Origin of the sequence: Gordonia neofelifaecis NRRL B-59395 (genome assembly GCF_000192435.1) — a bacterium.
GTDB lineage: Bacteria > Actinomycetota > Actinomycetes > Mycobacteriales > Mycobacteriaceae > Gordonia > Gordonia neofelifaecis.
Genome location: NZ_AEUD01000011.1, coordinates 55,113 through 80,356, shown reverse-complemented (window position 1 = coordinate 80,356; position 25,244 = coordinate 55,113). Strand labels below are relative to the sequence as shown.

Genomic DNA, 25,244 nt, shown 5'->3' with positions numbered 1-25,244 from the left:
GTGCTCAACTTCATCTACTACCCGGTGTCCTGGATCATGTGGGTCTGGCACTGGCTGTTCGACAGCGTCATGCCGAACTCGCCCGGCTGGGACGGCATCGCGTGGGCCCTGTCCGTGGTGTTCCTGGTCTTCACTCTTCGCGCCATCCTGTACAAGCCCTTCGTCAAGCAGATCCGCACGACGAAGCAGATGCAGGAAATCAACCCGCAGATGCAGGCGATTCGCAAGAAGTACGCCAACGACCGGGTCAAGATGACCGAGGAGATGCAGAAGCTCCAGAAGGAGCACGGCTTCAATCCCCTCCTCGGCTGTCTGCCGATGTTCATGCAGATCCCAGTCTTCATCGGTCTGTTCCACGTGCTGCGGTCGTTCAACCGGATGGGTGCGGGCACGTCGATGCCGATCGGCGGATCGAGCAGCGGCGGCATGACAGCCGAGCAGACTCGTGAGACCGCCAACTACGCGTTCAGCGCAGATCAGGTCCAGAACTTCCTCGACGCCCGCCTCTTCGGCGTGCCGCTGTCGTCGTACATCACCGAGCCGGTCGAGCAGTTCAAGGCGTTCGTCGAGCCCGGACAGCCGATCGACTTCACCCGCTGGCAGATCGCCGCCGTCGTCATTCCGCTGATGATCGTCGCCTCGATCGCGACGCACATGAACTCCCGCGCCTCGGTCGCTCGCCAGAGCGCGGAGGCCATGGACAACCCACAGACGCGCATCATGAACAAGCTCGCGCTCTACGTGTTCCCGCTCGGCATTCTGGTGACCGGTCCGTTCTTCCCCGTCGCCATCCTCCTGTACTGGGTCAGCAACAACCTCTGGACCTACGGTCAGCAGCACCTCGTCTTCGGCCGCATCGCCCGCGAAGAAGAAGAGGCGAAGCTCGCCAAGGAAGAGCGACTCAAGGCCGCCGCGCCTAAGCCTGGTGCTCGTCCCGACAAGACGAAACGCGAGACCACCGTCGCCGTCGTCGACGGCGAGGTCGAAGACGACTCCGACGGTGACGCGCCGAAGGCGTCCGGTGGCAAGGGGCAGTCGGCGTCCAAGCCCGTGTCCAACAAGCCGTCCCCCGGGCAGAAGCCGTCCAAGCCCGGTGGTGCTCGACAGTCCGGCAGCAAGCGCAACAAGAAGAAGGGTCGGCCCGGCGGCCGTTGACGGCGCCGCGACCCCATCAGACGTTTCCATTAAGTGAGGTAGAACATGACGGACCAGACTGTGTCGACTGACGACACCGACAAGGTCGAGCCCGCGGAGGCCATCGAGCCTGACACCGATCTCGAGGAGATCGACGAAGAGGACCAGCTGGTCGAAGAAGGTGAGATCGCCGGCGATTACCTCGAGCAGCTGCTCGACATCCTCGACTTCGACGGCGACATCGATCTCGACGTCGACGGCGATCGCGCCATCGTCAGCATCGACGGCGGCAAGGATCTGACCAAGCTCGTCGGTCGCAACGGCGAGGTGCTCGACGCGCTGCAGGAGCTGACCCGCCTCGCCGTGCAGCAGTCGACCGGAGACCGCAGCCGGCTGATGCTCGACGTCAGTCGCTGGCGTGCGGATCGCCGCGATCGACTCGCTCGCCTCGGATCCGAGGTCGCCGGGCGGGTACGCGATTCGGGCGAGCGCGAGTCGCTCGACCCGATGACTCCGTTCGAGCGGAAGATCGTTCACGATGCAGTCGCCGCTGTCGACGGCGTCTACAGCGAGAGCGAAGGCGCCGAGCCGAATCGGCGTGTGGTCGTCATCAAGGAGTGACCACTCCCCTCGTGTGAAGGAAGCCCCGGCCTGTCGGTCGGGGCTTCTTTGTGTTCGGACGGGCGGAGAATCATTTCGACACAGTGACTTTACGGCCCCGCAGGCCGACATGGGAGCGGCTGTGCCTTGAAACGATCGCAAAAGTACTTACATCGGTGGGATTCGCTGCCCGGCTGTTGCGCGCAGACGCCGCGGACGTTTCATGTGAAACACCCGACTCACTGGCCGGGCTCCATCGGAGTCGAGCCGTTCGACGGATCTCGCGGGTGCTGTTCTGACGCGACACGATCGAGTCCGCGTTGGACCGAACATTGGAGCACGGTGGCTCGGGTCGTCGCCGCTGGCACTTGCTCGAGATGCGGTCGTCGGCCAAGAGGCCTGTGCCGCCCGATGCGAGTCTTCTGCCGCGGAGACCGAATCGCACCGGCGACGTGGCGTTCGGACGTCGGAGCGGATCGGTCGATCGGAGCGGTCGTGGTACGGCCTCGACTGTAGAGCTGCCTGACCACAGGGTGATCGGGCGCGACTGTTTCACGTGAATCGGCGCGATGTACGACGTGGCCTTCGGATGGCGATAGGTGCGGTCACCGCGGCACTCTGTCTGTCTGGCCTGTGGCCGATCGGAGACTCCTCTGACGTCGAGTATCGATCAGCGCGTGGTGTCCCCACTGGTGGTCAGCGAACGGTTCCTCCTGTGCCTGAGAGCTTGTGCTCAAGCCCGCCCGGCCTTCTCGAGTAGCCGTGGGACTCAATCGGCGTATCGAGTCGGTGCGGTTGCGCCCGACGCGACGACACGACGGTCCACACCAGTCTGGCCGTCCCCCACCCCAGGGTGGTCGACTAGCGCGGCGTATCGAGACCCGCTCGCTGACGATGCAGGTCTTGACACGCCTACCCATTTCGGTCGCCCTGCGCTCCGCCATAGGGCTCGCGAGCTGGTCGATCCGGGTGTGCTCCCCTACAGGAGTCCCTCCACGCTTGCCCTTCGTTTCGTGGACTGCTCGATGACCTTGAGGTCGGTGATCTGCAGGGTATGGGAGCCTGCTTACAGCAAGCGAGAATCGCCGGCGGTGTAGGCGTCTCAATGATCAGCGACGGCGCTGGCCGAGGCACTCGGCGAGCGCGCGTCACGCGCCATTCTTCGAAGCGTTCGGCTTCCCAGGCTTCCCGCACGCTGGTCTCCGCCTCGCCGTGCGAGGGCCGCGGCATGTCGAGTCTCCGGGGCTTTCGACCGACGCGATGGTGCGGAGGTCCGTCCCGGCCTTCCTAAGCCAATCGGCATCTTGAGATTCGTCCTCAGCCCAGGCCCGCCGGTGCCGATGCGAGTCTCGCCGGCAGACGACGCCTCGGCAATGTCGCTCACTCCCGATCGGCCTGAGTTCCGTCGAAGGATGTGCGCGGTGCTGGCCGATCGAGCCCGCAGACACAGTTAGTGTCCCGATGCTGCTCGTCTCTGAACGACCGGGTCTACTCGAGATGCCTGAGAGCCGGCAGGCCGGCGAGGCTTGGGCAGACCCTCCGGCAAAACTCATCGGGCGCAATTGCGACGGCGCGACACACTCTCGTTCGTTCGTGCGCTCCGTCAATCAGCTCGGGACAGCCTACTTGCGAAGTTGATGCTGTCGGTGTGTGGGAGCCGGGTGGTGACTCGTAGGCGTTTCTTGGAGCTCGCTCCTGTGGTGTTCAGACCCGAGTGCTCCCCGAATCGTTGACGCGTTCAGTGGCTCTCGGTGTCTGGCGCCGAGACTCGTGGCGGTCCACGCAGTGAGAACGCAGGCCTGGGCTGCGTGCATGCGGGATTGGCGATCTCGATGCGTTGACGTTGCCGGACGATTGTGCGGCCTGACGTCCCGGTCGCGCGCGGCAGTATTCGATGCCTGATTCCTACGCGGAGCTGAGTATGTACATCCGTCCTGAGTTGCGCTTGCCGAGGGATACGCGGCTCGGTTTCACGTGGAACCGGCGTGAAGTGTCGCTTCTGCAGCGGTCGAGACGGCCGGGATGGGACCACGCGGATGGAGATGACACGCGGCGTTGGTGTGGGGTGCGAGATCGCGGTGCTTCCCAGGGCTCATTGATTCACCGTTCGATCGGCTGGCTGGGCGAGGGTCCGCTCGAAGGTGACCGCTGGACGATCGTGGGCGGGCATGCGCCGCGTGTCGAAACTCGCCGATATCTGTCGCGTCGCCAGGCACGGACGCGGGTGATCCTTACGCCGCGTCGACGGCTGCGAGCGCGAACTATACGAAAGATGGCGCCGGACCTCGCCCCGTAGGGAGGATTGAGTCCGCCGGCATCGGGGCGGTTCCGGGCGTGTAGAGGAGTTCTCGAGCGGATGCTCGGCCTACTCGACGCGCCTGAGGTGCTGGGAGATCGAGCCTGCGCGGACCCAGCGGACCGGAGGCGACATCCGGCGCGCGGATGGCACCGACGATCTTGGGTGCGGCCCGGCCCGGGGTCGAATCCCTGCAGGAGTGACGCCGGAAGCCGATCACACTCCGGCACGACAGCGGAGTCCGCGGGATCGCACTCGACCATTCGTGCCGCACGGAGCCGACGAGTCCTTGTGCCGAAGTGGACACCCTCCCCTCCCCCACTGTTGACGGTGCCCTTCACGGTGGCACGGAACCGCTCGACTTCGAGTACCTCTGTAGTGGTTGCCGTAGCTTCACCGCGATTCGGTTCGGCCGGAGCGGGGGTTCTCGGCAGTCACTGATCCGATGAGAGATCGAACGCATGAATGATGCTCCCTCGACTGAGTCGGGCGGTCGGCCGGCACGGTGCCCGTCGCTCGAATCACGATGTCGCCGCCAGTCGATTGTGAGTCGGCGAACGAGGATCTCCGGTTATCGATCGAAGTGCTGCGCAGTGTAAGTGCTGTCGGGTTTTGCATCGAGATTCGCTGGAGATGCGTGGCGACTACTGAAGGGTCCGGCGGCCGCGAGTGTTGGCTGGGCTCGGTGCACCGTGCTGTCCGGAACGTAAGTTGTTCTTCCGACACATCCTCTGTGGTCGCGCAAGGTGTCGGGCGCACTGTAGCCCCGCTTCAGGGATCACGATGATCACCCGTTGTTTCACATGAAACACCGCGCGAGTCTCGGACGTTCTCTCGGATGTGCCGGATGGCGCCATATGCGGACTCGACGTGGGCGCCGGGTCGGCCTACGCGATGTGAGTCGGAGCGACGTGATGCCGGCGCGATATGCCAGGGCGCTCACTCTCTGCGAAGCAAGGTGGATGGTCGGCCAGCTCGTGCGTCGCTGTAGATTCTGTGCTCCGAGCATGAACCGGGGCAAGGTCGATCCGGTGCTCCGGAAGGCGGGAGGGTCTTCTCCGTCGGTTCCCCGCCTTGCAGAACTCCGTGGGAGCGGTCGGCTTCGTTGAAGGGATTCGCGCGGACAGTCCTCGGCGGTACCCGGGTCGGCGGACGTCGGGGCTGACAGTAAGGGTGCGAATAGCTCGGTGCTGAGTTCACGCTTCGTCGCCGAAGAGTCGGTGTCCGGTGCTGCTGCCGGTCCATCGCGAGAGTCGGGCCTCGTACACGTCTTCCGCTGAGCGGTCGCCTGTTTCACGTGGAACCGTGGCAACGGCTCGACCCGGTGCGACGTTGCCGCAGCGTCATGTGTGGATGGCGACTGAACTGTTGGGGAAAACAGTTCCCTCGGGCGGAGGTGTCGCTGTCGACGACTAAACTGATACCGAAGGTGGCCAACCGGTTCTGCGGGGCCTTTGGGTTTCTACATCGCAGTGGAAGCAGCGCTACTCCCCTACCCCGCGGTGTCGGCGGCGCGACACAGGAGCTGTTCGGATCGCGCGATTCGCGTGCCGGGCGCGGAGGTTTCACGTGGAACGCTGATCCGGGAAGTCGGTGACGGATGGTTTCACGTGGAACACGAAGGGATGAAGTGCATGAGCGAAGATGAGTCCGCAGCCGTAGGAGAACCGACCCCGGAGATCGCATCAGAGGTCTTTGGTGATCGCCTTCCGGTCGCGGAGCGGTATGCCGACATCCTTGTTCAGCAGGGGGTGCTGAGAGGCCTGATCGGGCCACGCGAGTTGCCTCAACTCTGGACCAGGCATCTGTTGAATTGTGCGGTGCTCTCGGAGGTCATCGACGACAGCGAGACGGTGATCGACATCGGCTCCGGAGCAGGTCTCCCAGGGATCCCACTCGCAGTCGCCCGACCCGATCTGGAGATCACGCTGATCGAGCCGCTGCTTCGACGTACGACTTTCCTGGACGAGGTCGTCGAGGGGTTGCACCTCGGCAATGTCACTGTCATTCGTGGCCGCGCAGAGGAGAAGGCGGTGCTGAAGCAGGTTCGCCCGGCGGATGTGGTCACGTCGCGCGCTGTCGCGCCGCTTGAGCGACTCGCCCGCTGGTCTGCGCCTCTGATTCGCGGTGGAGGGCGTCTCGTGGCACTGAAGGGGCAGTCGGCAGCCGACGAGATCGCTCGCGATTGGGAGAAGGTGATGAGGTTCGGTATCCGGGACCTGACTGTCGAACAGTGCGGGACAATGCTTGAGACGCCGACAACGTTGATCGTCGGTCGGCGAAATGAATCGGCGCGGGATGCGCGTGCGGCGCGCAGGGCCGCTCGAAAGAACTGAGGGGAAGGTTCAAGAATTGGTGTCATTTCGCCGCAGGGCGCAGAATGGAAGCACTGACCTAAGGAGTCCAGGGGTGCCCGACCAAGAGCCCAGCGTTTCACGTGAAACTGCGCCGCCATCGCCAGTCCCCAGTTACGACGACACTCCGATAGCAACAGCAGCAGCCCGCGCGAGCCAGGTGCTGACGCCCGGCGGAACAGGCAAGCTCCCCCGCCCCCCGCAGCCGCGTGTCATGACGATTGCGAATCAGAAGGGCGGTGTCGGTAAGACGACATCTGCGGTCAACCTCGCCGCGGGCCTGGCGCTGCACGGACTCGGAGTGCTGGTGATCGACCTCGATCCTCAGGGCAACGCGAGCACCGCTCTCGGGATCGATCACCGCCAGCCGGGCATCGCGTCGGTGTACGAGATGCTTCTCGATGACGTGTCCTTGCGGGATGCGATCCAGAAGTCGCCGGCCAGTGACCGCCTGTACTGCGTGCCGTCGACCCTCGACTTGGCTGGTGCCGAGATCGAACTGGTGTCGGTCGTCGCCCGTGAGAGTCGGCTTCGCAACGCGCTCGATCCGTCGGTATTGGCGGAGCTGGAGATCGACTACGTGCTGATCGACTGCCCTCCGTCGCTCGGTCTGTTGACAGTCAATGCGATGGTTGCTGCTCGCGAGGTGCTGATCCCCATCCAGTGCGAGTACTACGCACTCGAAGGCGTCGGACAGCTGCTTCGCAATATCGAGTTGGTTCAGGCGCACCTCAACCGCGATCTGCACGTCTCAACGATCTTGCTGACGATGTACGACGGCCGCACCAAGCTCGCCGATCAGGTCGCCGCCGAAGTGCGCAATCACTTCGGGGACAAGGTGCTGTCGACCATCATTCCGCGGAGTGTGAAGGTCTCCGAGGCACCAGGATTCGGCATGACGATCATCGAGTACGACCCGGGTTCACGTGGATCAATGAGCTATCTCGATGCGGCTCGTGAACTCGCCGAACGCGGAGCTGCAGGAAAGGGCACGGAATGAGCCAGCGCGACACCCAACGCCGAGGTGGTCTGGGCCGAGGATTGGCGGCATTGATTCCGACGGGGCCGTCCGACGACGACCACGGTGTCAACACCACTCGAATGGGATCGGCGGCAGCCGACGTCGTCATCGGTGGTGGTCCCGCCAAACCGTCGACCGACGGCAAGAGCGCGCCGTCCACCGACCTGCTTGCACCGACGACCGGACAGGAACCGACGGAGTCAGAACGAACTGAGGTCGCAGCGGTCGATGCTGCATCGGCATCGGAAGAGATCGGTGCGGTGTACCGGGAGATCTCGCCTGCCGACATCGAGCCCAATCCGAAGCAGCCGCGCACCGTCTTCGATGAAGAGGCCCTCTTCGAGCTCGAACACTCGATTCGTGAGTTCGGCCTGATGCAACCGATCGTGGTTCGTGAGCTCCCCTCCCCCGGTGCCGGTGGTGCGCACTATCAGCTCATCATGGGTGAGCGGCGGTGGCGTGCGGGCACCAACGTCGGACTCGAGACCATTCCGGCGATCGTCCGGGAGACCCCGGACGGTGATCTGCTCCGCGATGCCCTGCTCGAGAACATTCACCGCGCCCAGTTGAACCCGCTTGAAGAGGCGGCGGCGTACCAACAGCTGCTCGAAGAGTTCGAGGTGACACACGAGGAGTTGGCGACCCGACTGGGACGATCCCGGCCGGTGATCACCAATATGATCCGTCTGCTGAAGCTGCCGATTCCGGTTCAGCGGCGGGTCGCGGCGGGGGTGCTGTCGGCGGGCCACGCCAGGGCGCTGTTGGCGCTCGAGGCTGGGACCGACGCGCAGGAGGCGCTTGCGGCGCGGATCGTCGCTGAAGGTCTGTCCGTGCGGGCGACTGAGGAGGCCGTCACACTGGCCAATCGTGACGGCTTCGAGGAGAAGCCCGAGCAGAAGAAGCGCCGCCCGATTGAAATGCCGGGTCTGCAGGATGTCGCGAACCGTCTGTCCGATCGTCTCGACACCAAGGTGACGGTCAGCCTGGGCAAGAAGAAGGGTCGGGTGTCGATCGAGTTCGGTTCGGTGGACGATCTGGAACGCATCGTCAACGTGATCGCCGAGAACACCGGAAAGTAGGCCGTCGGCAGAGTGCAATCCGATGCATAGTTGATTCGTCACTGTGACAGCGTCGGATTTCCGCAGAAGCGGCGCGGGTGAAGACGTGCTGACAAGGAGGAGGCAGCGGTAATGGGTCTGTCCGTGGTACCGCTCGATCTCGAGAACTTCGAGACGTTGCCGCTGCATTCCCGACGCTGTGTCTTCTGGGAGGTCGACCGTGCCGGCGGATCGCCGGCGATCGACGCGGTGATAGCGGACGCGGGCGGTCGAATCGACGCCGTTGGGCCGGAGAGTGAATTCGACAAGGAGGCCTGGCTGTCCGGACTCATGTTGGAGTGGGGCGTGTGCTGTCAGGTCGCGGTCGAATCGTCGACTGAGCGGGTGGTCGGCGCCGCCTTTTACTCGCCGCCCGGGCGGGTGCCGCGCGCCCAGCACTTCCCCACGGCCCCGGTCGGAGCCGACGCGGTACTGCTGACGACGATCCGTATGGAGCCCGGCTTCGAGAGCGAGGCGAACTCGGTGTTGGACGCGGTCGTCGCCGATCTGGTTCGCCGAGGGGTGCGTGCGGTGGAGGCGTTCGGCTTCAGCGGCGACGACGAGTCGCTGGCGATGGATCTGGTGACGCTCCTGCTAGGGAGCGGATTGGCGGCCGACGTCTGCCGTCGATGCATTCTGCCCACCGACCTCTTGACGAACTTCGGATTCGAAGTGGTCGCCGAGGACCCGTATCTGCCGCGGCTTCGATTGGAGCTCGACGAGGGCCTCGGTTGGAAGAGTCAGGTGGAAAGGGCGCTTCGGAAGCTGGTCGAGAGCCCCGCTCCCCCGGTCCTGGTGGACCCGGTGGGTCAGCCGGTAACCTGTTCTGCCGCAAGCAATTCGGCGAAGGTATAGGTTCCGGTCGGCCGATCGTTCTCACCGAGCAGGTAGAGCCGTTTGACGGCGACAAGGATCGCTTCGGCGATGGTGTCGCGCACGGTCGCGTCGGCCAGATCCGCCGCATCGTGGGGGTTGGTGATGTAGCCGGCCTCGATCACGATCACCGGCATCCGCGTCGACCGGAGGATGTTCCAGGTCCTGGCGTGAGTCCGGCAGTCGAGAAGGTCTGTGCGGGCGACGATCTCCCGCTGAATGTAGCCCGCCAGGTTGCGACCGATTGTCGAGTACGAGCCGTGGGTGTTGCCGAAGTAGAAGGTGGCCAGTCCGCTGGCCTTCTCATTCGGGTAGTGACCGGTGCGCAGAGACAGCATCAGGTCTACGTCTGCGAGGTTCGCGACCCGGACGCGCTCGTCGTCGGTCGGCGTAGTCTTCGCGTCGTGCGACAGGAAGGTCTCCATGCCGGCGGCCGACATCCGGCCTTCGAGCCGAGCAGCGAGATCCCACAGAATCGTGTTCTCCTCACCGACCGGTGTCTCGGACCCCGGATCGATCAGGATCCGCTTGCCGGTCAGCTGAGGACCCGACTTCCGGACGTGCTCCTCCTCGCGGATTGCGTGCGGCGATCCGCCGGTGACCCGAGTACCGAGCCGTTCGAGCGACCGAAGTGTCGACGGGCCGCAGATGCCGTCCGACGACAGTCCGTACTCGGTCTGGTACAGGCAGACGGCACTGTGGGTGCCCTCGCCGAAGACACCGTCGACCAGTCCGTGGTAGTAGCCCAGATTCTGCAGACGAGACTGAAGGGTGGCGACATCGTCGCCGGTCATCGGGGCGGAGAGGCGATACAGCAGGATGCGCGCTCCCAGCCGGTAGGAGGCCTCGCGGAGAGCCGTGTACGTGGCATAGCCGACGAGGCCGTCGACGATCAGTCCGCGCTCCTGCTGGAAGGCGCGGACAGCCCGGTCACAGGCCTGGTCGAAGACTGCCTCGGGTGGAGACCATGGCGTGTGGGTGGTGGAGGGCGGCGTCGACGGAGCGGCGGGCAGCAGTCCCCGAGTGGCCAGAATGGCCCTGATCTCGGCTACCGCAGACCCGTGGTCCCCCAGACGCAACACCTGCATACGCACTTCCCACTCTCTGTGATACCGCCACCCGAATCGGCGCGAAGCTGATCCGAGGCTCGCACCATTCTCTCAGGCAGCGTCGACAGCGACAAATGATCAGATCGTTCTGTGACAATCGGCCCACCCCGGGAAACCGGGCGTGGGCCGATCATCGATGTGTCAGGCGAGGACGTCGGACAGTTCGCGCAGCAGCGCGGCCTTGGGCTTGGCGCCCATGATCGTCTTCACCGGCTTGCCGTCCTGGAACAGCATCATCGTCGGGATGCTCATGATCTGGTACTCGCGTGCGACGTTGGGGTTCTGGTCGACGTCGACCTTCGCGACGGTCAGCTTGTCGCCGTTGTCGCGAGCGAGTTCCTCGAGCACCGGAGCGACCATCTTGCACGGGCCGCACCAGGTGGCCCAGAAGTCGACGAGGACGGGCTTGGACGCGGACGACTCGATGACGTCGCTGGTGAAGCTGGCGTCGGTGACGGCGACGGTGTTCTCAGACATGATTCCTCCTGGATGTCAGCGGACTCGGATGGTCAGCGTGAGGTCGGGTCAGGCGTGGGCTTGATCGGCGAGCCAGCGCTCGGCGTCGATCGCCGCCGAGCAACCACTGCCCGCGGCCGTGATGGCCTGGCGGTAGGTGTGGTCGACGAGATCACCGCAGGCGAAGACGCCGGGGATGTTGGTGTAGGTGGTACGGCCGACGACCTGGACGTAGCCGTCGGTATCGAGCTGCACCTGTCCTTTGACGAGGTCGCTGCGCGGGTCGTGGCCGATCGCGACGAACATGCCGGTCGCGTCGAGGGTGCGGACCTCGCCGGTGACGGTGTCGGTGAGTTCGAGCTCGGTGACGGTGCTCTCGCCCTTGACTGCGGACACGGTCGCGTTGGTGATGAACTCGATCTTGTCGTTGTCCCGAGCACGCTCGAGCATGATCTTCGACGCGCGGAACTCCTCGCGACGGTGGATCAGGGTGACCTTCTTGGCGAACTTGGTCAGGAACGTCGCCTCCTCCATCGCGGAGTCGCCGCCGCCGATGACCACGATGTTCTGGTCGCGGAAGAAGAAGCCGTCACACGTCGCGCATGCGGAGACACCGCGCCCGAGCAGTTCCTGCTCGCCGGGCACGTTCAAGTAGCGGGCGGCCGCGCCCATCGCGAGGATCACGCTGCGGGCGCGGTGGATCTCTCCCCCGACCTCCACCTCTTTGATCTCGCCCTCGAGGCGCAGGGCATCGACCTCTTCCATGCGGAGATCCGCGCCGAAGCGAATCGCCTGTTCACGCATCTCGTCCATCAACTCGGGACCCTGGATGCCCTTCTGGAACCCCGGGAAGTTCTCCACCTCGGTGGTCGTCATCAGCGCACCGCCGAAGGAGATGCCCTCGAACACGAGGGGCGACAGTTCCGCGCGGGCGGCGTAGATCGCCGCCGTGTAGCCGGCCGGTCCCGATCCGACGATGATCACGTCGTGGATCTGGTTCTGGGTGTCGCTCATCAATCCTCCGTTGTCGCGGGCTCCGCACGGCGCGGGCGCATTGTTCGATGGCGTCGCGCGGACGCATCAGTCAACAACAGCCTATGGCCCGATGTTCCCGATGGCACGACCCGGTGAGGCTCAGCTCACTCCGGACGACGGTCCTCGCCGCGGGTCAGGCCGTCGATCACGGAGTCCAATCGTGCGGCCACCGCCTCCGGCATCGGCGGGGCCGGGGTCCGCAACCCCCGCAGATCCTGCTGGACCCGATCGAGTGCGTCGAGGACCTCCTCGGCACGGGGATCTGCGGGCAGTCGACTGCGGACGTGCGACGCGAGCTCGGGATCGAGGGCGTCGGCATGGAGGTCGGCGAGCAACTCCGTCGAGAACGGCGGTTCGGGCGGAGTGAAGTCAGTCGGGTGCTTCGCTGAAGGAACCATGATCTGAGGTCGCCGCCTATCGTCTGTCGTCGCGTTCCACACTACTTAGACGCGCGCGACGGCGAATCGGTTCCGCAGACGAAACTCGGGTGAGTCGAGGCGCGTCGATCAGCACTCGTCTCGGAGGTACTCCAAGACCATCGCCAGCTTCCGGCGGCCGCGAGAACAGCGGCTCTTCACCGTCCCGCATGCGACCCCGAGGATCGCAGCGGCGTCCTTGACCGAGTAGTCGTGGAGATCGACCAGGATCACGGCTTCTCGCTGATCGATCGGCAGGACGTCGAGCGCGCGTCCGATCGAGAGCGAGACGTCGACGTCTGCGGTGTGATCGGTCTCGTCGGCGAGATGCGCCGACTCGAACTCGATCAGCGGCAGGGTCTCGTGATATCGGACCCGTCGAAGTCGGTCGAGGCATGAGTTCAGAACGATCTTGTGGAGCCAGCTGGCGACGGAGGCGTCGGCTCGGTACGACTGCGCCGTGCGATGGATCGAGATCCAGGCATCCTGCAGGGCGTCGGCGGCGTCGTCGTGATTGCCGGTGGTCCGCACCGCGATCGCCCACAGGCGGTTCCGGTGTCGTTCGTACAGCTCACGAAACGCTGCGGCGTCGCCCCCGACGTGCGCGCGAATCAGCTCCGCATCAGTTCTCTGATCGATGATCCCCCGAGTCATGCGACGAGACTAAGCGGCGGCCCCTGTCGGTTTAGGGGTTTTCTTAACTTTGTGGATGGTTGCGGTGCGCCTGTGGATGAATCACTCGAGGAAGTCTTCTTATGCACACTGACGTGTGGTTTTCGGTCCCTCGCGGGTATGCGAGGCCGCCACACTAGGCTGTTCGCATGAGCGACGACAGCCCGCTGGCGACATGGCAGGCCGCCCGATCGATGGGCAAGATGGCGGTCCCCGGTGAACTCCAGCTGACGAGGACGCATGTGATCTTCGAGCCGAAATCGAAACGGGCTGCCGGAGCGCGGTTCTCGGTGCGGCTGTCGTTCGTCGCAGCGGTCGGCACCGCCCCGGGCACCGGAAAGTTCTTCTCCGGCGGCAAGCGCGAACGGCTGTGCGTCACCCTGGGCGACGGCTCGGAGTGGCTGTTCGTGATGGGCGGCCTGGACGATGTGACGCAGCGAATCCGCGAGCGCCTGGGCGGTCAGCGGTAGAGCGACTCGTAGGTCGCGACGAACATCGCGGTCACGACCTCGTGAACGGCGCCGACCTCGAACATCTCGGGTCCGGCCTGCTCGCTGATCGGATCGGTGAGCGCAGTCTGCCAGTCCACCAGTAGTTGGGTGATGGCGCCGACCAGACCGATCGCGGCCAGTTTCTGCTTCGGCGTCGTCGGCTGCCCGCTGCTGGCGAAGCCGGCGATCAGATCCGCCCAGTCGTGAATGGCCCCGAGTCGCAGTTTCTCGATCTCGGGTGCGACGCCGACCACCTCGATGAGAATGACGCGCGCTCGTCGCGGATCGTCGACGAGCGACTGGATGAAACCGCCCAGGGCCTCCTCGGCCAGCGTCGGCATGACTTCGGCGGGAACCGGAGAATCGCCGACGCCGGTCCGGTCCAGAACCTCTGCGGCAGCGACGATCGATGCATTTCGGGCGATATCGACACAATGCTCATAGACGGCCGCGAGGAGATTCACCCGATCCGGGAAGGACTCGTAGAAGTACCGCTGAGTCAGACCCGCTGCGTCACAGATCTTCTTGACCGACACGTTGAGGTAGCCCTCGGTGCCGAACAGCTCCAGACCGGCTTCTACCAGCGCGGATCGTCGCTGCTTCTGTCGCTCCGCGGCGGAGACACCCCCGTATGTACGCCCACCACTGTTCTTGTTCATCAACGGAGATATTACGTTGTGCCGTCTATCCGGGTCGTCTTGGCTTCCGCTATCTGACACAGTATCATGTCAAATGTATCGGACATCGACGGTTCGTCCGTGAGCCCGAAGGGATGGACATGCTGGACTTTCTTCCCGAACCGATGCGGGAACCGACCGTGTTGGCGATCCCGTTCTTCGTCCTGTTGCTCGCATTGGAGACGTATGCCGCGTCCAAGCTGGAGCACGATGAGAACGGATCGGGCCGACCGGCGAAGGGTGCCTACGACGGCCGAGACGCTCGAGCGTCGATCTGGATGGGCGTCGTCTCGATCGGGACCTCTGCTGCATGGAAGTTCGCCGCGCTCTTCGGCTACACCGCCCTGTTCGCGTACGTCGCACCGTGGCAGATGCCGGTCGACGCCTGGTACACCTGGGTGATCGGGTTCGTCGCCCTCGACTTCCTCTTCTACTGGGAGCATCGGATCGCTCACCGCGTCCGCCTGGTGTGGGCCACTCACCAGGCCCATCATTCGAGTGAGTACTTCAACTTCGCCACGGCGCTCCGGCAGAAGTGGAACAACAGCATGGGCATCATCATGTGGGCGCCGCTCCCCCTGCTCGGCTTTCCGCCCGCCGTCGTGTTCGCGGTCTACTCGCTGAATCTGATCTATCAGTTCTGGATCCACACGGAGCGGATCGACAAGATGTGGCGGCCGTTCGAGTTCGTGATGAACACTCCGTCCCATCATCGCGTCCATCACGGCAGCGATCCGGAGTACCTCGACCGCAACTACGGTGGAACGTTCATCGTGTGGGATCGGCTGTTCGGCTCCTTCCAGCCGGAGCTGGCCCGTCCGAACTACGGGCTCACCAAGCCGGTCGGGACGTACAACATCTGGAAGCTGCAGACGCACGAATACGTGAGCATCGGACGCGACGTGCGGTCCGCGTCGTCGATCCGCGCCAAGCTCGGTTACATTTTCGGGCCACCCGGGTGGGCGCCGGCGGAGGAGAAGGTCTCGGTCTGAGACGTCAGGAGACGCTGATCTTCGAGATCACGGCCTGGTAGTCGCCATTCGGGCCGACCGGCAACGACGTCAGCCAGACGATGAAATACGGTGCCGCGGAAGGATTCTGAACCTTCAGGGTGGTCGTCCGCGAGTCGACGGTGCCCCCACCGACCTGCGTGGTCTGAGTGAGTGTCGCCGGGTTCTTCTGCTCGCTGGTGCGCAGTTCGACCGGGAATCCGGGGGTCGACGTGGTGATCGTCACCGAACGCACGGTGTGGTCGCCGCCGGTCGCGAAGAGCAGTCCCATCCCCGTCTTGAGGCCGCCGAACCGCGCACTGCCGCGGTAGGCGTCGGTACGCCACGGCGGCGGGGTGCCGGTCAGCACGTTCTCCAGATTCGGTGAGGACTCGGCAGGCTGCCCCGACACGTCCAGGACGTCCACCGATGTGAGGCTCACCGACGGCTGTGAGGGCGAGGGACTGGGCGGCGGCGCAGACGCCGGCGACGTCGTCTCACTCGGCAGGATCGAGTTGATGTCGGTGTCCTTGCTGCCCGAGCCGCCGAAGACGTTGGTCGCGGCGACGACCACCGCGACGATCAGGAACAGGATGAACAGTCCGGCGCCCGCGAGAAGCGCGGTGTTGCGCTTGCCCGCCTCGCCCTCACCCATCAGCCGTTCCTTGCGCGTACGCGACAACGGCGCCACCGAGACCGGCGCCTCGCGGGACTCGACGCGCGGGATCATGTCCGTCTTCAAGTCGACGACCGTGGCCTGATCCAGGACGTGCTGCACGGTCGCCGCGGTGCGGATACCGCGGTCGCCCTCCAGCGCCCGGGACGCGACCGCGGAGATCTCGAACGGAATCTCCGGTTTGACGAGTCGCGGTGCGATCGGCCTCGAGGGGTTCTCCGGATCGGGGTCGGCCGGTGCGATGCCACCGAGCGGTTCGCCGCCTGCGCCCGTGGCGGTGACGGCACCGGTGGCGCCGTCGAGCGGCCATCGGTTCAGCAGCAGCGCGTACAGGACCGCGCCGAGTCCGCGGACGTCGCCCGCGCGGTCGTCCCCGGGCAGCACAGCCGGGAAGGCCAGGACGGCGTCGCCGTTCGCGCTCACTCGAATCCGATCGGGGTGGTCGATCGACAGAGTGGCGCCGGTGCGGTGGGCGGCTTCGGCCCCGGCGGCGAGCGCACGGACGGCGCGGGCCGCGCCCATCGCCGACGGTGCGGTGGCGGCGACCTCCTTGAGCGACGATCCGTGGATCCACTCCGTGACGATCACGCCCCCGGATGCATTGCGGACGACGTCGAGAACTCGTGCGACACCGGCCGAATGCAGTTGACCGAGCCGCCGGGTGTGGTTCAGGACCGCTCGGGGGCCGTCGTCGTCGTGGTCGCCGGGCCGGACCGGCGGAGCCTTCTGCTCGGGGTCGACGAAGGTCAGTCCGACCTCGCGATCCAGACCGGTGTCCTTGGCTCGCCAGAACTCGAGGCCGCGGGTGCCGCCCTCCTTCTCCAGAAGTCGGTAACGACCGCCCGCGATGGCGGCGCCGGGGACGAGACGTGGTCCGCGCGGCGGACCCATGATGCGAGTCGCCTCGCTGGACGGACCGTCGGCCGGGCCGTTCGGGCGGCTGCCGTCGTTGCCCTTCTGATCCATCGGCGGAACTCCTCGCTGTCGTGGCGGACCGTAGGGCCGGGGCCGTGGACCGGGTGCTCCCACGACCGGGATCACCATGGTCTCGCCGACTGCCCCACCCGACAGCACCGAGTACTCCTGCCACGTCGCGGTTCCTCGGTCGAACCGGCGACGGACATCTACCTGACCAGCGTACGGGACTGAATCGTCCGATGTGATCCGCGGGATCTGGATGGTCATCGTCCGCGAATCATTGTCGGCCGCAGGCGATGCCGGTGCCGGTGCGAGCGCCGGAATGAAGCGTCCGACCAACCGCAGGACGGTATTGCTGATGGTCACCATCTCGGGGATCTTGAGAGCGGTGAGCAGCAGGTAGGTGACGCCGAGGACGATGATCGCGGTGAAGCCGAGGTAGACGACCGAGCCGATCTTGCCCGCCTGGGTGGACATGTCGGAGAGGCCGGTGACATCGGCGACGAACCAGACGGCCAGCGCGACGGCGACCGAGACGCCGATCGCCTGGTACGTGGTGCGGGTGACGTCGGACAGGCGGGTGATCCCGAGCCGCTTGTGCAGGAGCATCTGACCGACGATCGCGCCGACCAGGTAGCCGAGGCCGTTCGAGAGCGACAGCCACCGGATCACCAACTCGGGATCGTCGAAGATGACCGGTCCGAGGTACGACGACGCGACCTTGACCGCGGTTATCCCCACGACCATCAGCGTCGGAGTCCAGGCGTCCTCGCGCGCGTAGAAGACGCGCAACTGGACCAGCGTCATCGCATACGGGATGAGGGTGAAGGCGCCCCACGACAGCACCGAACCCAGCTGGGAGGCGGTGTCGGCGTCGAACTTGCCGAAGTTGAAGATCGCGACGCCGATCGCGGGACCGAAGAAGGTCATGAAGGCGACGGTCGGCACCAGGGCGATCATGGTGAGCCGGGTGGCGAGCGACATGTCGTCGACGACGGCGTCGGTGTCGTCGGCCGCCGCGTTCCGCGAGAGCCGGGGCATGATCGCGGTGAGGATCGTGACGCCCAGGACGCCGTACGGCAGCTGGAGCAGCTGCCAGTGGGTGGCGTACACGGAGATGCCCGACGCCGTCGCGTGCGCCGCGATGCGATAGGTGATGACGAGGCCCACCTGGAGCACCAGCACGTAGGCGACGATCGCGACGGCCATGCCGCCGAACTGCCGCAGTCGTGCGTCGATCCCCCACTCGAGCTTGAGGTGGACGCCGACCTTGCGCAGGAACGGCAGCAGGATCGCCGCCTGCATCACCACGCCGAGCGTGGTGCCGACACCCAGGACCAGCAGCTTCGGCTCCGACATCCGCACCGGGTTCAGCGTCATCTCGCCGGGCATGGCCCAATAGAGGACCAGGGTGGTGATCTGGACGACGTTGTTCAGGACCGGCGCCCACGCACCGGGTTTGAACAGGCCTTTCATGTTAAGGATGGCGATGAAGAGCGCGGACAGGCCGTAGAACAGGATCTCCGGCAGCAGCAGGTACGCGAGCGCGGTGGTGAGTGGGCGGTTCACCTGGCCGTCGCCGACGTTCAGCATGGTCAGCAGCGGTGCCGCGACGATCGCGACGATGCTGGCGAAGCCCAGCAGGACGAGCGTCAACGTGAAGATCCGGTTGATGAAGCCGGCGCCGCCGTCGTCGTCCTCGTTCTCGGCGCGGACCAGGACGGGGATCACGATCGCGGTCAGCACGGCTCCGAGAACCACCTCGGCGATCATGCTGGGGAGCACGTAGGCGGCTTGGAAGGCGGAGGCGACGGCACCGCCGAGCATCGCCAGGACGAGCACGGTCCGCACGAAGCCGGTGATGCGGCTGATCAGCGTCGCGATGGCGATGGAGCCGCCGGTCCGCATGATGCCCGCGTCGGAGTCGTCGGGCTTCACCGTTTCGGGGTCGGCCTTCGCGGCGAGCGGTCCGTCGCCGCGGGAATCACCGGTGCGCTGGTTCGGACGATTGCTCATGCACGCTCCCCGCTGTCGCTCGCTCCGCTGTCGGTCGGCCCGTCGCTGTTCGGTGCGCCGTCGTTCGGTGCGCCGTCCCTGCGCCCAGTCTCCCCCGCCGGGTCGCTCTCGAACACCTCTTCGGCGGCGCGTTCCGCGGCGAGCCGGTACTGATAGCTGAGCGTGGCCTGCTCCAAATCGTCTTCGTCGGGTTCCGGACGATCCTCGTCGGCCGGGTCGGGCTCTCCCCGGAAACGGTGCCACAGTCGACGCGCCGTCAGCAGGATCAGGATGGCCGCCGCGCCGATGGTGATCCAGAACAGGGGTTTGCCGTACGCGTTCGCGTACACCGAGAGCTCGACGGGCGTGCTCAGCGGGACGTCGCTCGAGGTGACCAGCGAGATGTGCACCGTCGCGGGCTCCGAACTGGTCGCATGCGTCGGAATCTGCAGCTGCCTGGTGCCGGCCGCGGGGATCTCGACGGTGCCGACGTCGCCGACCTCGAGCGAGGACGGGGCGTCGATGTCGAGGCGGACCCGGATCGGGAGCGCCAGGGTGTTCCGCACCACGAGCAGCAGCGGACTGCGCTCGGAGGCGAGGGTGTACCGGCCGCTGGGGTCGAGCAGCGAGACGCCCTGCTGCATGTTGGTGAGGGTGGCGCCGACGGCGGTGAGCCGTTCGTCGCGCTGGCCGCGCGCCACCGAGTTGTCGGTGGTCGACGCACTGGACACCGCGCGGAGCAGGTCGTCGCGCAGCGGAGCCATGTACTCGGCGGGCGTGGTGACGGTGTCGGCGTTCCCGACCAGGGCGGCCTGCAGGTGGTCGATCCGGTCGAGGCGCTGGCGGACCGTCTCGCCGTCGGTCTGCGTGATCGGGTACCCGGCGGCGGCATCCGGCTGGATGTCACCGGGGGTCTCCAGCCGGGCGGTCGCGTTCGCGGCGGGCATCTCGTCGATCACCGTGGAGAGCGGGACCGGGCGGGCCGTCCCCGACGACAGCATCAGCGCCGCGGTGTCGCGCAAGGCCTGCGCGTCCTGCACCGTGGGCGACCAGTAGGTGGGCGGCATCACGAACGACGACCGCCCCGTCGTCGGCAGGTCGGCGTCCCCGGACTCGCCGTTCGGCTGGGCCGGCGGCGCGTCGAGCATGGGGAAGGCCAAGGCGGCGGCGGCCGTCTGCCGCCGGCTCACCGCCGACTCGCTCGAGAGATTCGGCTGCTGCCAGTTGGGCATGATCGCCGGGACCACGGGCGTGAGGCCCGCGCCGCCGAGGGCGGCGCTGACCGCGACGTCGTACGACTGCAGTCGGACGCCCTGGCTTCGATAGCGGCCCGACGGGGTGCCCGAGTCGGGTGCCCGGTCGGCGTCGAGCGGGACGAGCGACGTGGATGCGATGGCCGCGGACTGCACGCCGAGCTCGGTCAGCAGGTCGCGGCCGTCGGAGGTCAGGGTGCCGGTCGCGGGCACCGTGAGGCCGCGGACGGTCTTGACGCCCAGCAGGGCGTCGACGGCGTCGTAGGGGCTGAGCACCGCGCGTTTGGCGAGGTCGGCGTCGTTGATGGTTCGGAGCGAGTCCAGGCCGGCCTGCGCGTACGGCAGCGCGGTCACGCACATCCGGCTCGCGACCTGCGTGAGGTCGTGCAGCCAGGACGCGGCCGTGGCCGCTCCCTGGCCGTCGTGGGTCGGAGCTTCGGGGTCCGCCGGATCCTCGGTGATCGCGTAGCCGTCGGCCATCGACTTCACGGTCGAGATCAAGTCGGGGTCGACCGCGAGGCAGACGGAGTCGCGCACCGGGTCGTCGCTCGGTGGACCGCCGGCCGTCGTCGGTGCCTGGTCGCTTGCTGTCCCGTCGACGCCGGCGAGGCTCTCCAGAGCTTGCAATGCCATGCCGAGACGACCGTCGGGCTGCAGGGAGTGTCCGAGGGAGTCGCTGATCAGACGTAGTTTCGAGGTGCCTCCGCCGAGGACCCCGGCGGCCTCCTGCGGTGACGCGGCGAGCGGCCAGATCATGGTGAACGCCGCTGGACTCGTGGTGTTCGGTGCGATGGAGCCGTCGCGGCCGAGCAGTGGCACCCCGGGGGAACCGCTCGCGGGGTCGACATAGTCGCGGGCGCGGGCTCGGTCGGCGGGCAGCGACAGCACCGGCAGCAGCGTCCGCGAGTCGGCGATGGAGACGGTCCCGGAGTCGTGCGGGGTGCCGGTGACGTCGACCATCAGCGGGTACACGCCGCTGGAGGTGAGGCCGAGTCCGCCGGCACCGCTGACGGGCACCGTGATCGCGAAGTCGACCGACTTGCCCGCGCGAAGCGTCCCGGTCACGCGGGTGGTCGAGCTCGTGACGCCGAACTGCGCCGACGGCGACGTCAGCGAACTGCGCAGCTGGTAGGACTCGGTGACCGCGTTGCCGCGCTGCAGCCGGACGTCCACATCGCTGATGGACCGCCCCGCGGTGTTGACGATGCGGCCGCGCACGGTCACCGTGTCACCGCTCGAGCTCGTCACGGTGCTCGGCGTGACCTCGGTGAGTCCGAGGGTGGCGTACGCGGTGGGCGAGGACGGATCGGCACGGGCGATCGGCGCAACGCCGACCGTCAGCCACACCAGCACCGCCACTGCCGACAGCACCAGAACGTGCAATGAACGCCGCGCCGCCCCTGCGTCAGCTCTCACCGGAGGCGGTGCGACGCGGGCGCCGCCGGCGTCGACGAGGTTTCGGCGCTGGCGGCGGCTCGTTGCGTCGCTGATTGCGTGCGGCTGCGGCTTTCTCATAGTCGTTCGGCTCGGTGCGGAGGCAGCTGGCTTCTGACTGCGCCAACCGGTGAGGGTCGCTCTGCAGATCAGCGATCACCGATTCGGCCATCCGCGCCAGACGTCGCTCGTCAGAGTACGTCAGCCGTCGCGGCAGTTCCGTCAACGGCACCCACGCGACGGCGCTGACCTCGTAGTCCGCGTCCGACAGCTCGCCGCCGGTGAATCGCAGGAGATAGTGATGGACGGTCTTGTGGATTCGTCGACCCTCGCTGACGAACCAGTAGTCGATCTTGCCCAGCGGTGCGACGATCGTGCCTTCGATGCCGGTCTCCTCGGCGACCTCCCGCATCGCGGTCTGCTCAGCCGTCTCACCGGTCTCGATATGCCCCTTCGGTAACGACCACATCATCCGTCCGCGTCGGTCGATCCGGCCGATCAGCGCCGCCGACAGTTCACCGAACGGCGCGTCGATGTCCGACAGCACGAGGCCGCCCGCGGACGTCTCGCGCACGGTGTGCAGCCGCGGCCCGTTCTCGGCCTCGGGCTTGCGGCCTGCGCGGCGCTTGGTCCGCGGCATGGACGCGGGCGAATTCGGATTGCTGCGCCGGGCACGGCTGGCGAGGTCGGACGGCTTGGTCCGCCGATCGGTCGCCGACGGTGATCCGGGGTTCTTGGTGCCGCCGCCCTTGCCCGAGGGGCTCTTCGGCTGTCCGGAACCGTTCTTCGGGGGCGGCTTCGACTGGCCGTTCGCCGATGTGGCCTCGTCGGCCTTGCTGTCGGCGGGCTGCTGCCCGCCGCCGCGACCGGACCGTCGGCCTCGACGTCGTCGCCCGCGCCGGTTGTGGCGGGCCCGTGCGGACTGACCGCTCGCGGGCTGCTGGCCACCGCCCTTGGCCGGCGAACCGTTCCGACCCGTCGCAGCGTCAGCCGCCGGACCGTCGGGTTCGACGTCCGGGCGCTGCAACGAGGGGTCAGCGGACACACCCCGATGCTAGCCGCTTGTAACCGCGCGTTAGCCGAACAGGTTGAGCGGGTCGGGAGTCGGTAGTCTGTCATCCCATGACCGACCCTGCGCCACGTGGAGAGATGAGCGCCGCCGAGCGCTCCGAACGGCGTGCCCGCCTGCTGGCCTCGGCCACCGTGACACTGCAGTCCCTGGGCGACGTGCTGACTCCGCTCGCGGACAGCTTCGCCGCCCGCGGACACGAGTTGTACCTGGTCGGGGGCTCGGTCAGGGACGCGGTGCTCGGCAGGCTGGCAGGCGACCTCGACCTCACCACCGACGCGCGACCGGCGGTGATCGCCGAGATCCTCAGGAGCTGGGGAGATGCGGTCTGGGACACCGGGATCGACTTCGGCACCGTCAGTGCGGCCAAGGCCGGCGCGACGGTCGAGATCACCACGTTCCGATCGGACATCTACGACCAGCAGAGCCGGAACCCGGTCGTGACCTTCGGAGACACCCTGGACGGCGACCTGATCCGCCGGGACTTCCGCATCAACGCCATGGCGGTACGACTGCTCCCCGGCGGCGGGCAGGAGTTCTGCGATCCGCTCGACGGGATGACCGACCTCTTGGCCGGGATCATCGACACGCCTGCGGCGCCGGAGTCGTCGTTCAACGATGACCCGCTTCGCATGCTGCGCGGAGTGCGGTTCGTGTCACAGCTGGGTTTCCGGATGTCCGACCGGGTGCTCGAGGCGACGCGATCGATGGCCGGACAGATCGAGCGGATCACCGCGGAACGGATCCGCGTCGAGCTAGACAAGACGATCTGCGGCGAGCATCCGCTCGAGGCCGTCGATCTGCTGGTCGAGACCGGCCTGGCCGAGCTGATCATTCCGGAGATCCCGGGCATGAAGCTGACGATCGACGAGCATCACCAGCACAAGGACGTCTATCAGCATTCGCTGACGGTCCTGCAGCAGGCGATCGACCTGGAGACCGGCGACCCGGACCCGGTGCTGCGCTGGGCGGCCCTCCTGCACGACATCGGCAAGCCCGCGACCCGCAGGCACGAGGACGGTGGCGGCGTCAGCTTCCATCACCACGAGGTGGTCGGGGCCAAGATGGTCCGCAAGCGGATGCGTGCCCTGAAGTATCCCAAGGCCGTCGTCGACGACGTCTCGCAGCTGGTGTTCCTCCACTTGCGCTTCCACGGTTACGGCGACGGCATGTGGACGGATTCGGCGGTGCGCCGATACGTGACCGACGCGGGACCGCTGCTCGACCGGTTGCACAAGCTGGTGCGCGCCGACTGCACGACGCGGAACAAGCGGCGTGCCCGACGATTGCAGGAGACCTACGACGACCTCGAGCGGCGGATCGCCGTGCTCCGAGAGGCCGAGGACCTCGATCGGGTGCGCCCCGACCTCGACGGCAACGCCATCATGGAACTGCTCGGACTGCCGCCCGGACCGCTGGTCGGTGAGGCGTGGCGGTATCTCAAGGAACTGCGGCTCGACTCCGGGCCGATGAGCCGAGAGGACGCCGAGGCGGCACTGCGGGAGTGGTGGGCTCAGCGCGACGGTCGCGACTGATCGGGTCGACGGAGCAGGGTAGATTCGAGGCATGTACTGCAGCGAACTCGGTGAACAGTGGCATGCAGCGAGAGTGGAACCGTCGATCGGTCACCTCGACGCCGCCTCGGCCGGGCGTTCTTCGAACGCGGTCATCGCGACCTTGCACGACCACCTGATCCGGGAGGCTCGCAACGGCTCGTACATCGCGGCTGACGAGCAGGCAGCCGAACTCGACGCCGGTCGTCGCGCGCTCGGCGCCCTGATCGGACACCGGCCCGAGGAGCTCGTCTTTCGTGACAGCGCTCGCTCGACCCTCCGTGCGCTCCTCAACACCATGACGCTGCCGCTGTCGCCGACGGTCTGGGTCGCCAAGAACGAGTTCGGCCCGAACCTCCTCGAATTCGAGCGGCGCGACTTCGCCGTGCGGACGATGCCGGAGGGCGATGTCTACGGGCACGTCGACGTCGACTCGCTGGAGAACATGCTGCAGTTCGACCAGCCGGACTTCATTCACATCTGTCACATCGGTTCCGCGAGCGGTCTGGTGCAGCCGGTGGCGCAGATCGTCGAGGTCGCGCACAACGCGGGCGTGCCGGTGGTCGTCGACATGGCGCAGTCGGTCGGGCATGTCCCGACCGTGACCGGCGCGGACGTCGTCTACGGCACCTCGCGCAAGTGGCTGACGGGCCCCCGCGGCGTCGGCTTCATCGCAATCCGCGCCGATTCGCTGATCGATGTACAGCTGCTCCAGTCGGAGTCGTTCATCGCCGGCCAGCTCGCGCTGTCGACGGCGGTCGCGGAATTCCACGGCTTCGGGCAGCAGCGGGTGTACAGCGAACTGGCCGCGATCGGCCGCACCACCCGGGAACGACTGCACGGCATCGGCAGCTGGGAGGTCCTGGAGCCGATCGACGAGCCGTCCGCGCTGATCACCCTGGCTCCGCCGCCCGGATGGCGCCCCGCCGACGTCCAGGCCGCCCGTGATCGGCTGCGCGAGACGGGTCTGCTCGTCACGGCCGCCGACTCGTGGCGTGCGCCGCTGGCGGGCGAGGACTCGATGCTGCGGGTGAGCCCGCACCTGGACGTTCGTCCGGAGCAGCTCGACCAGCTCGCGAACGCCATCCGCACGATGGGGTACTGAGCGAACTCGAGCACCTGAGCC

The 25,244-nt window shown here is 66.6% G+C and carries 19 protein-coding genes; 10 read left to right on the top strand and 9 right to left on the bottom strand.

The window, feature by feature from the left end; genetic code table 11:
* From yidC to SCNU_RS13055, 6 genes are all read left to right on the top strand, one after another.
* The gene (yidC, locus tag SCNU_RS13080; RefSeq protein ID WP_009679857.1) at positions 1-1,155 is read left to right on the top strand and encodes a membrane protein insertase YidC; all 1,155 of its coding nucleotides are present in this window, start codon (positions 1-3) and stop codon (positions 1,153-1,155) included.
* Positions 1,156-1,200: 45 nt separating this feature from the next.
* Positions 1,201-1,755, top strand: coding sequence for a Jag family protein (locus tag SCNU_RS13075; protein ID WP_009679856.1), 555 nt, complete (start codon positions 1,201-1,203; stop codon positions 1,753-1,755).
* 3,900 nt (positions 1,756-5,655) lie between these two features.
* On the top strand, positions 5,656-6,366 hold the full coding sequence (gene rsmG / locus SCNU_RS13070; protein WP_009679855.1) for a 16S rRNA (guanine(527)-N(7))-methyltransferase RsmG: 711 nt from the start codon (positions 5,656-5,658) through the stop codon (positions 6,364-6,366).
* Between the two features lie 73 nt (positions 6,367-6,439).
* A complete protein-coding gene (locus tag SCNU_RS13065) occupies positions 6,440-7,384 on the top strand; it encodes a ParA family protein (protein ID WP_040518423.1) in 945 nt (314 codons plus the stop codon).
* Positions 7,381-8,484: a ParB/RepB/Spo0J family partition protein gene (locus tag SCNU_RS13060; protein ID WP_040518421.1), complete on the top strand. Its 1,104-nt coding sequence runs from the start codon at positions 7,381-7,383 to the stop codon at positions 8,482-8,484. Before SCNU_RS13065 ends, SCNU_RS13060 begins: the two co-directional genes overlap by 4 nt.
* Positions 8,485-8,595: 111 nt before the next feature.
* Entirely contained in the window at positions 8,596-9,357 is a 762-nt protein-coding gene (locus tag SCNU_RS13055; RefSeq protein WP_009679852.1) for a hypothetical protein, read from the top strand.
* Here the strand turns inward: SCNU_RS13055 and SCNU_RS13050 are convergent.
* The 5 genes from SCNU_RS13050 to sigM form a co-directional block, all read right to left on the bottom strand.
* Positions 9,312-10,463 carry an N-acetylmuramoyl-L-alanine amidase gene (locus SCNU_RS13050; RefSeq protein WP_009679851.1) on the bottom strand — a complete coding sequence of 384 codons (1,152 nt, stop codon included), beginning with the start codon at positions 10,461-10,463 and terminating at the stop codon, positions 9,312-9,314. The two genes, SCNU_RS13055 and SCNU_RS13050, sit on opposite strands and share 46 nt — an antisense overlap.
* 162 nt (positions 10,464-10,625) lie before the next feature.
* On the bottom strand, positions 10,626-10,961 hold the full coding sequence (gene trxA / locus SCNU_RS13045; RefSeq protein WP_009679850.1) for a thioredoxin: 336 nt from the start codon (positions 10,959-10,961) through the stop codon (positions 10,626-10,628).
* A 48-nt stretch (positions 10,962-11,009) separates the two neighbouring features.
* A complete protein-coding gene (trxB, locus tag SCNU_RS13040) occupies positions 11,010-11,954 on the bottom strand; it encodes a thioredoxin-disulfide reductase (protein WP_009679849.1) in 945 nt (314 codons plus the stop codon).
* Positions 11,955-12,079: 125 nt separating this feature from the next.
* Complete coding sequence (locus SCNU_RS13035; RefSeq protein WP_009679848.1) at positions 12,080-12,373, bottom strand: anti-sigma factor; 294 nt, start codon at positions 12,371-12,373, stop codon at positions 12,080-12,082.
* 108 nt (positions 12,374-12,481) lie between these two features.
* Entirely contained in the window at positions 12,482-13,045 is a 564-nt protein-coding gene (gene sigM, locus SCNU_RS13030) for an RNA polymerase sigma factor SigM (protein WP_009679847.1), read from the bottom strand.
* Between the two features lie 167 nt (positions 13,046-13,212).
* Between sigM and SCNU_RS13025 the strand changes: the two genes are divergently transcribed.
* Complete coding sequence (locus SCNU_RS13025; RefSeq protein WP_009679846.1) at positions 13,213-13,533, top strand: hypothetical protein; 321 nt, start codon at positions 13,213-13,215, stop codon at positions 13,531-13,533.
* Here the strand turns inward: SCNU_RS13025 and SCNU_RS13020 are convergent.
* Positions 13,524-14,213, bottom strand: a complete 690-nt coding sequence (locus SCNU_RS13020) for a TetR/AcrR family transcriptional regulator (protein WP_009679845.1) — start codon at positions 14,211-14,213, stop codon at positions 13,524-13,526. The genes SCNU_RS13025 and SCNU_RS13020 overlap by 10 nt on opposite strands.
* 119 nt (positions 14,214-14,332) lie before the next feature.
* Here SCNU_RS13020 and SCNU_RS13015 point away from each other — a divergent pair, with 119 nt between their 5' ends.
* Positions 14,333-15,223, top strand: coding sequence for a sterol desaturase family protein (locus tag SCNU_RS13015; protein ID WP_040518437.1), 891 nt, complete (start codon positions 14,333-14,335; stop codon positions 15,221-15,223).
* Positions 15,224-15,227: 4 nt separating this feature from the next.
* On the opposite strand, the gene murJ is transcribed toward SCNU_RS13015, so the two are convergent.
* From murJ to SCNU_RS13000, 3 genes are read right to left on the bottom strand one after another with little or no spacing between them, the layout of a single operon-like run.
* Positions 15,228-18,830: a murein biosynthesis integral membrane protein MurJ gene (gene murJ / locus SCNU_RS13010; protein WP_009679843.1), complete on the bottom strand. Its 3,603-nt coding sequence runs from the start codon at positions 18,828-18,830 to the stop codon at positions 15,228-15,230.
* A complete protein-coding gene (locus SCNU_RS13005; RefSeq protein ID WP_009679842.1) occupies positions 18,827-21,433 on the bottom strand; it encodes a DUF6049 family protein in 2,607 nt (868 codons plus the stop codon). Before SCNU_RS13005 ends, murJ begins: the two co-directional genes overlap by 4 nt.
* Before the next feature lie 34 nt (positions 21,434-21,467).
* The gene (locus SCNU_RS13000) at positions 21,468-22,541 is read right to left on the bottom strand and encodes an NUDIX hydrolase (protein ID WP_009679841.1); all 1,074 of its coding nucleotides are present in this window, start codon (positions 22,539-22,541) and stop codon (positions 21,468-21,470) included.
* Between the two features lie 104 nt (positions 22,542-22,645).
* Between SCNU_RS13000 and SCNU_RS12995 the strand changes: the two genes are divergently transcribed.
* Together SCNU_RS12995 and SCNU_RS12990 are read left to right on the top strand one after the other, a co-directional pair.
* Positions 22,646-24,100, top strand: coding sequence for a CCA tRNA nucleotidyltransferase (locus SCNU_RS12995; RefSeq protein ID WP_009679840.1), 1,455 nt, complete (start codon positions 22,646-22,648; stop codon positions 24,098-24,100).
* Positions 24,101-24,131: 31 nt separating this feature from the next.
* Positions 24,132-25,223: an aminotransferase class V-fold PLP-dependent enzyme gene (locus SCNU_RS12990; RefSeq protein ID WP_009679839.1), complete on the top strand. Its 1,092-nt coding sequence runs from the start codon at positions 24,132-24,134 to the stop codon at positions 25,221-25,223.
* Positions 25,224-25,244: the final 21 nt, after the last annotated feature.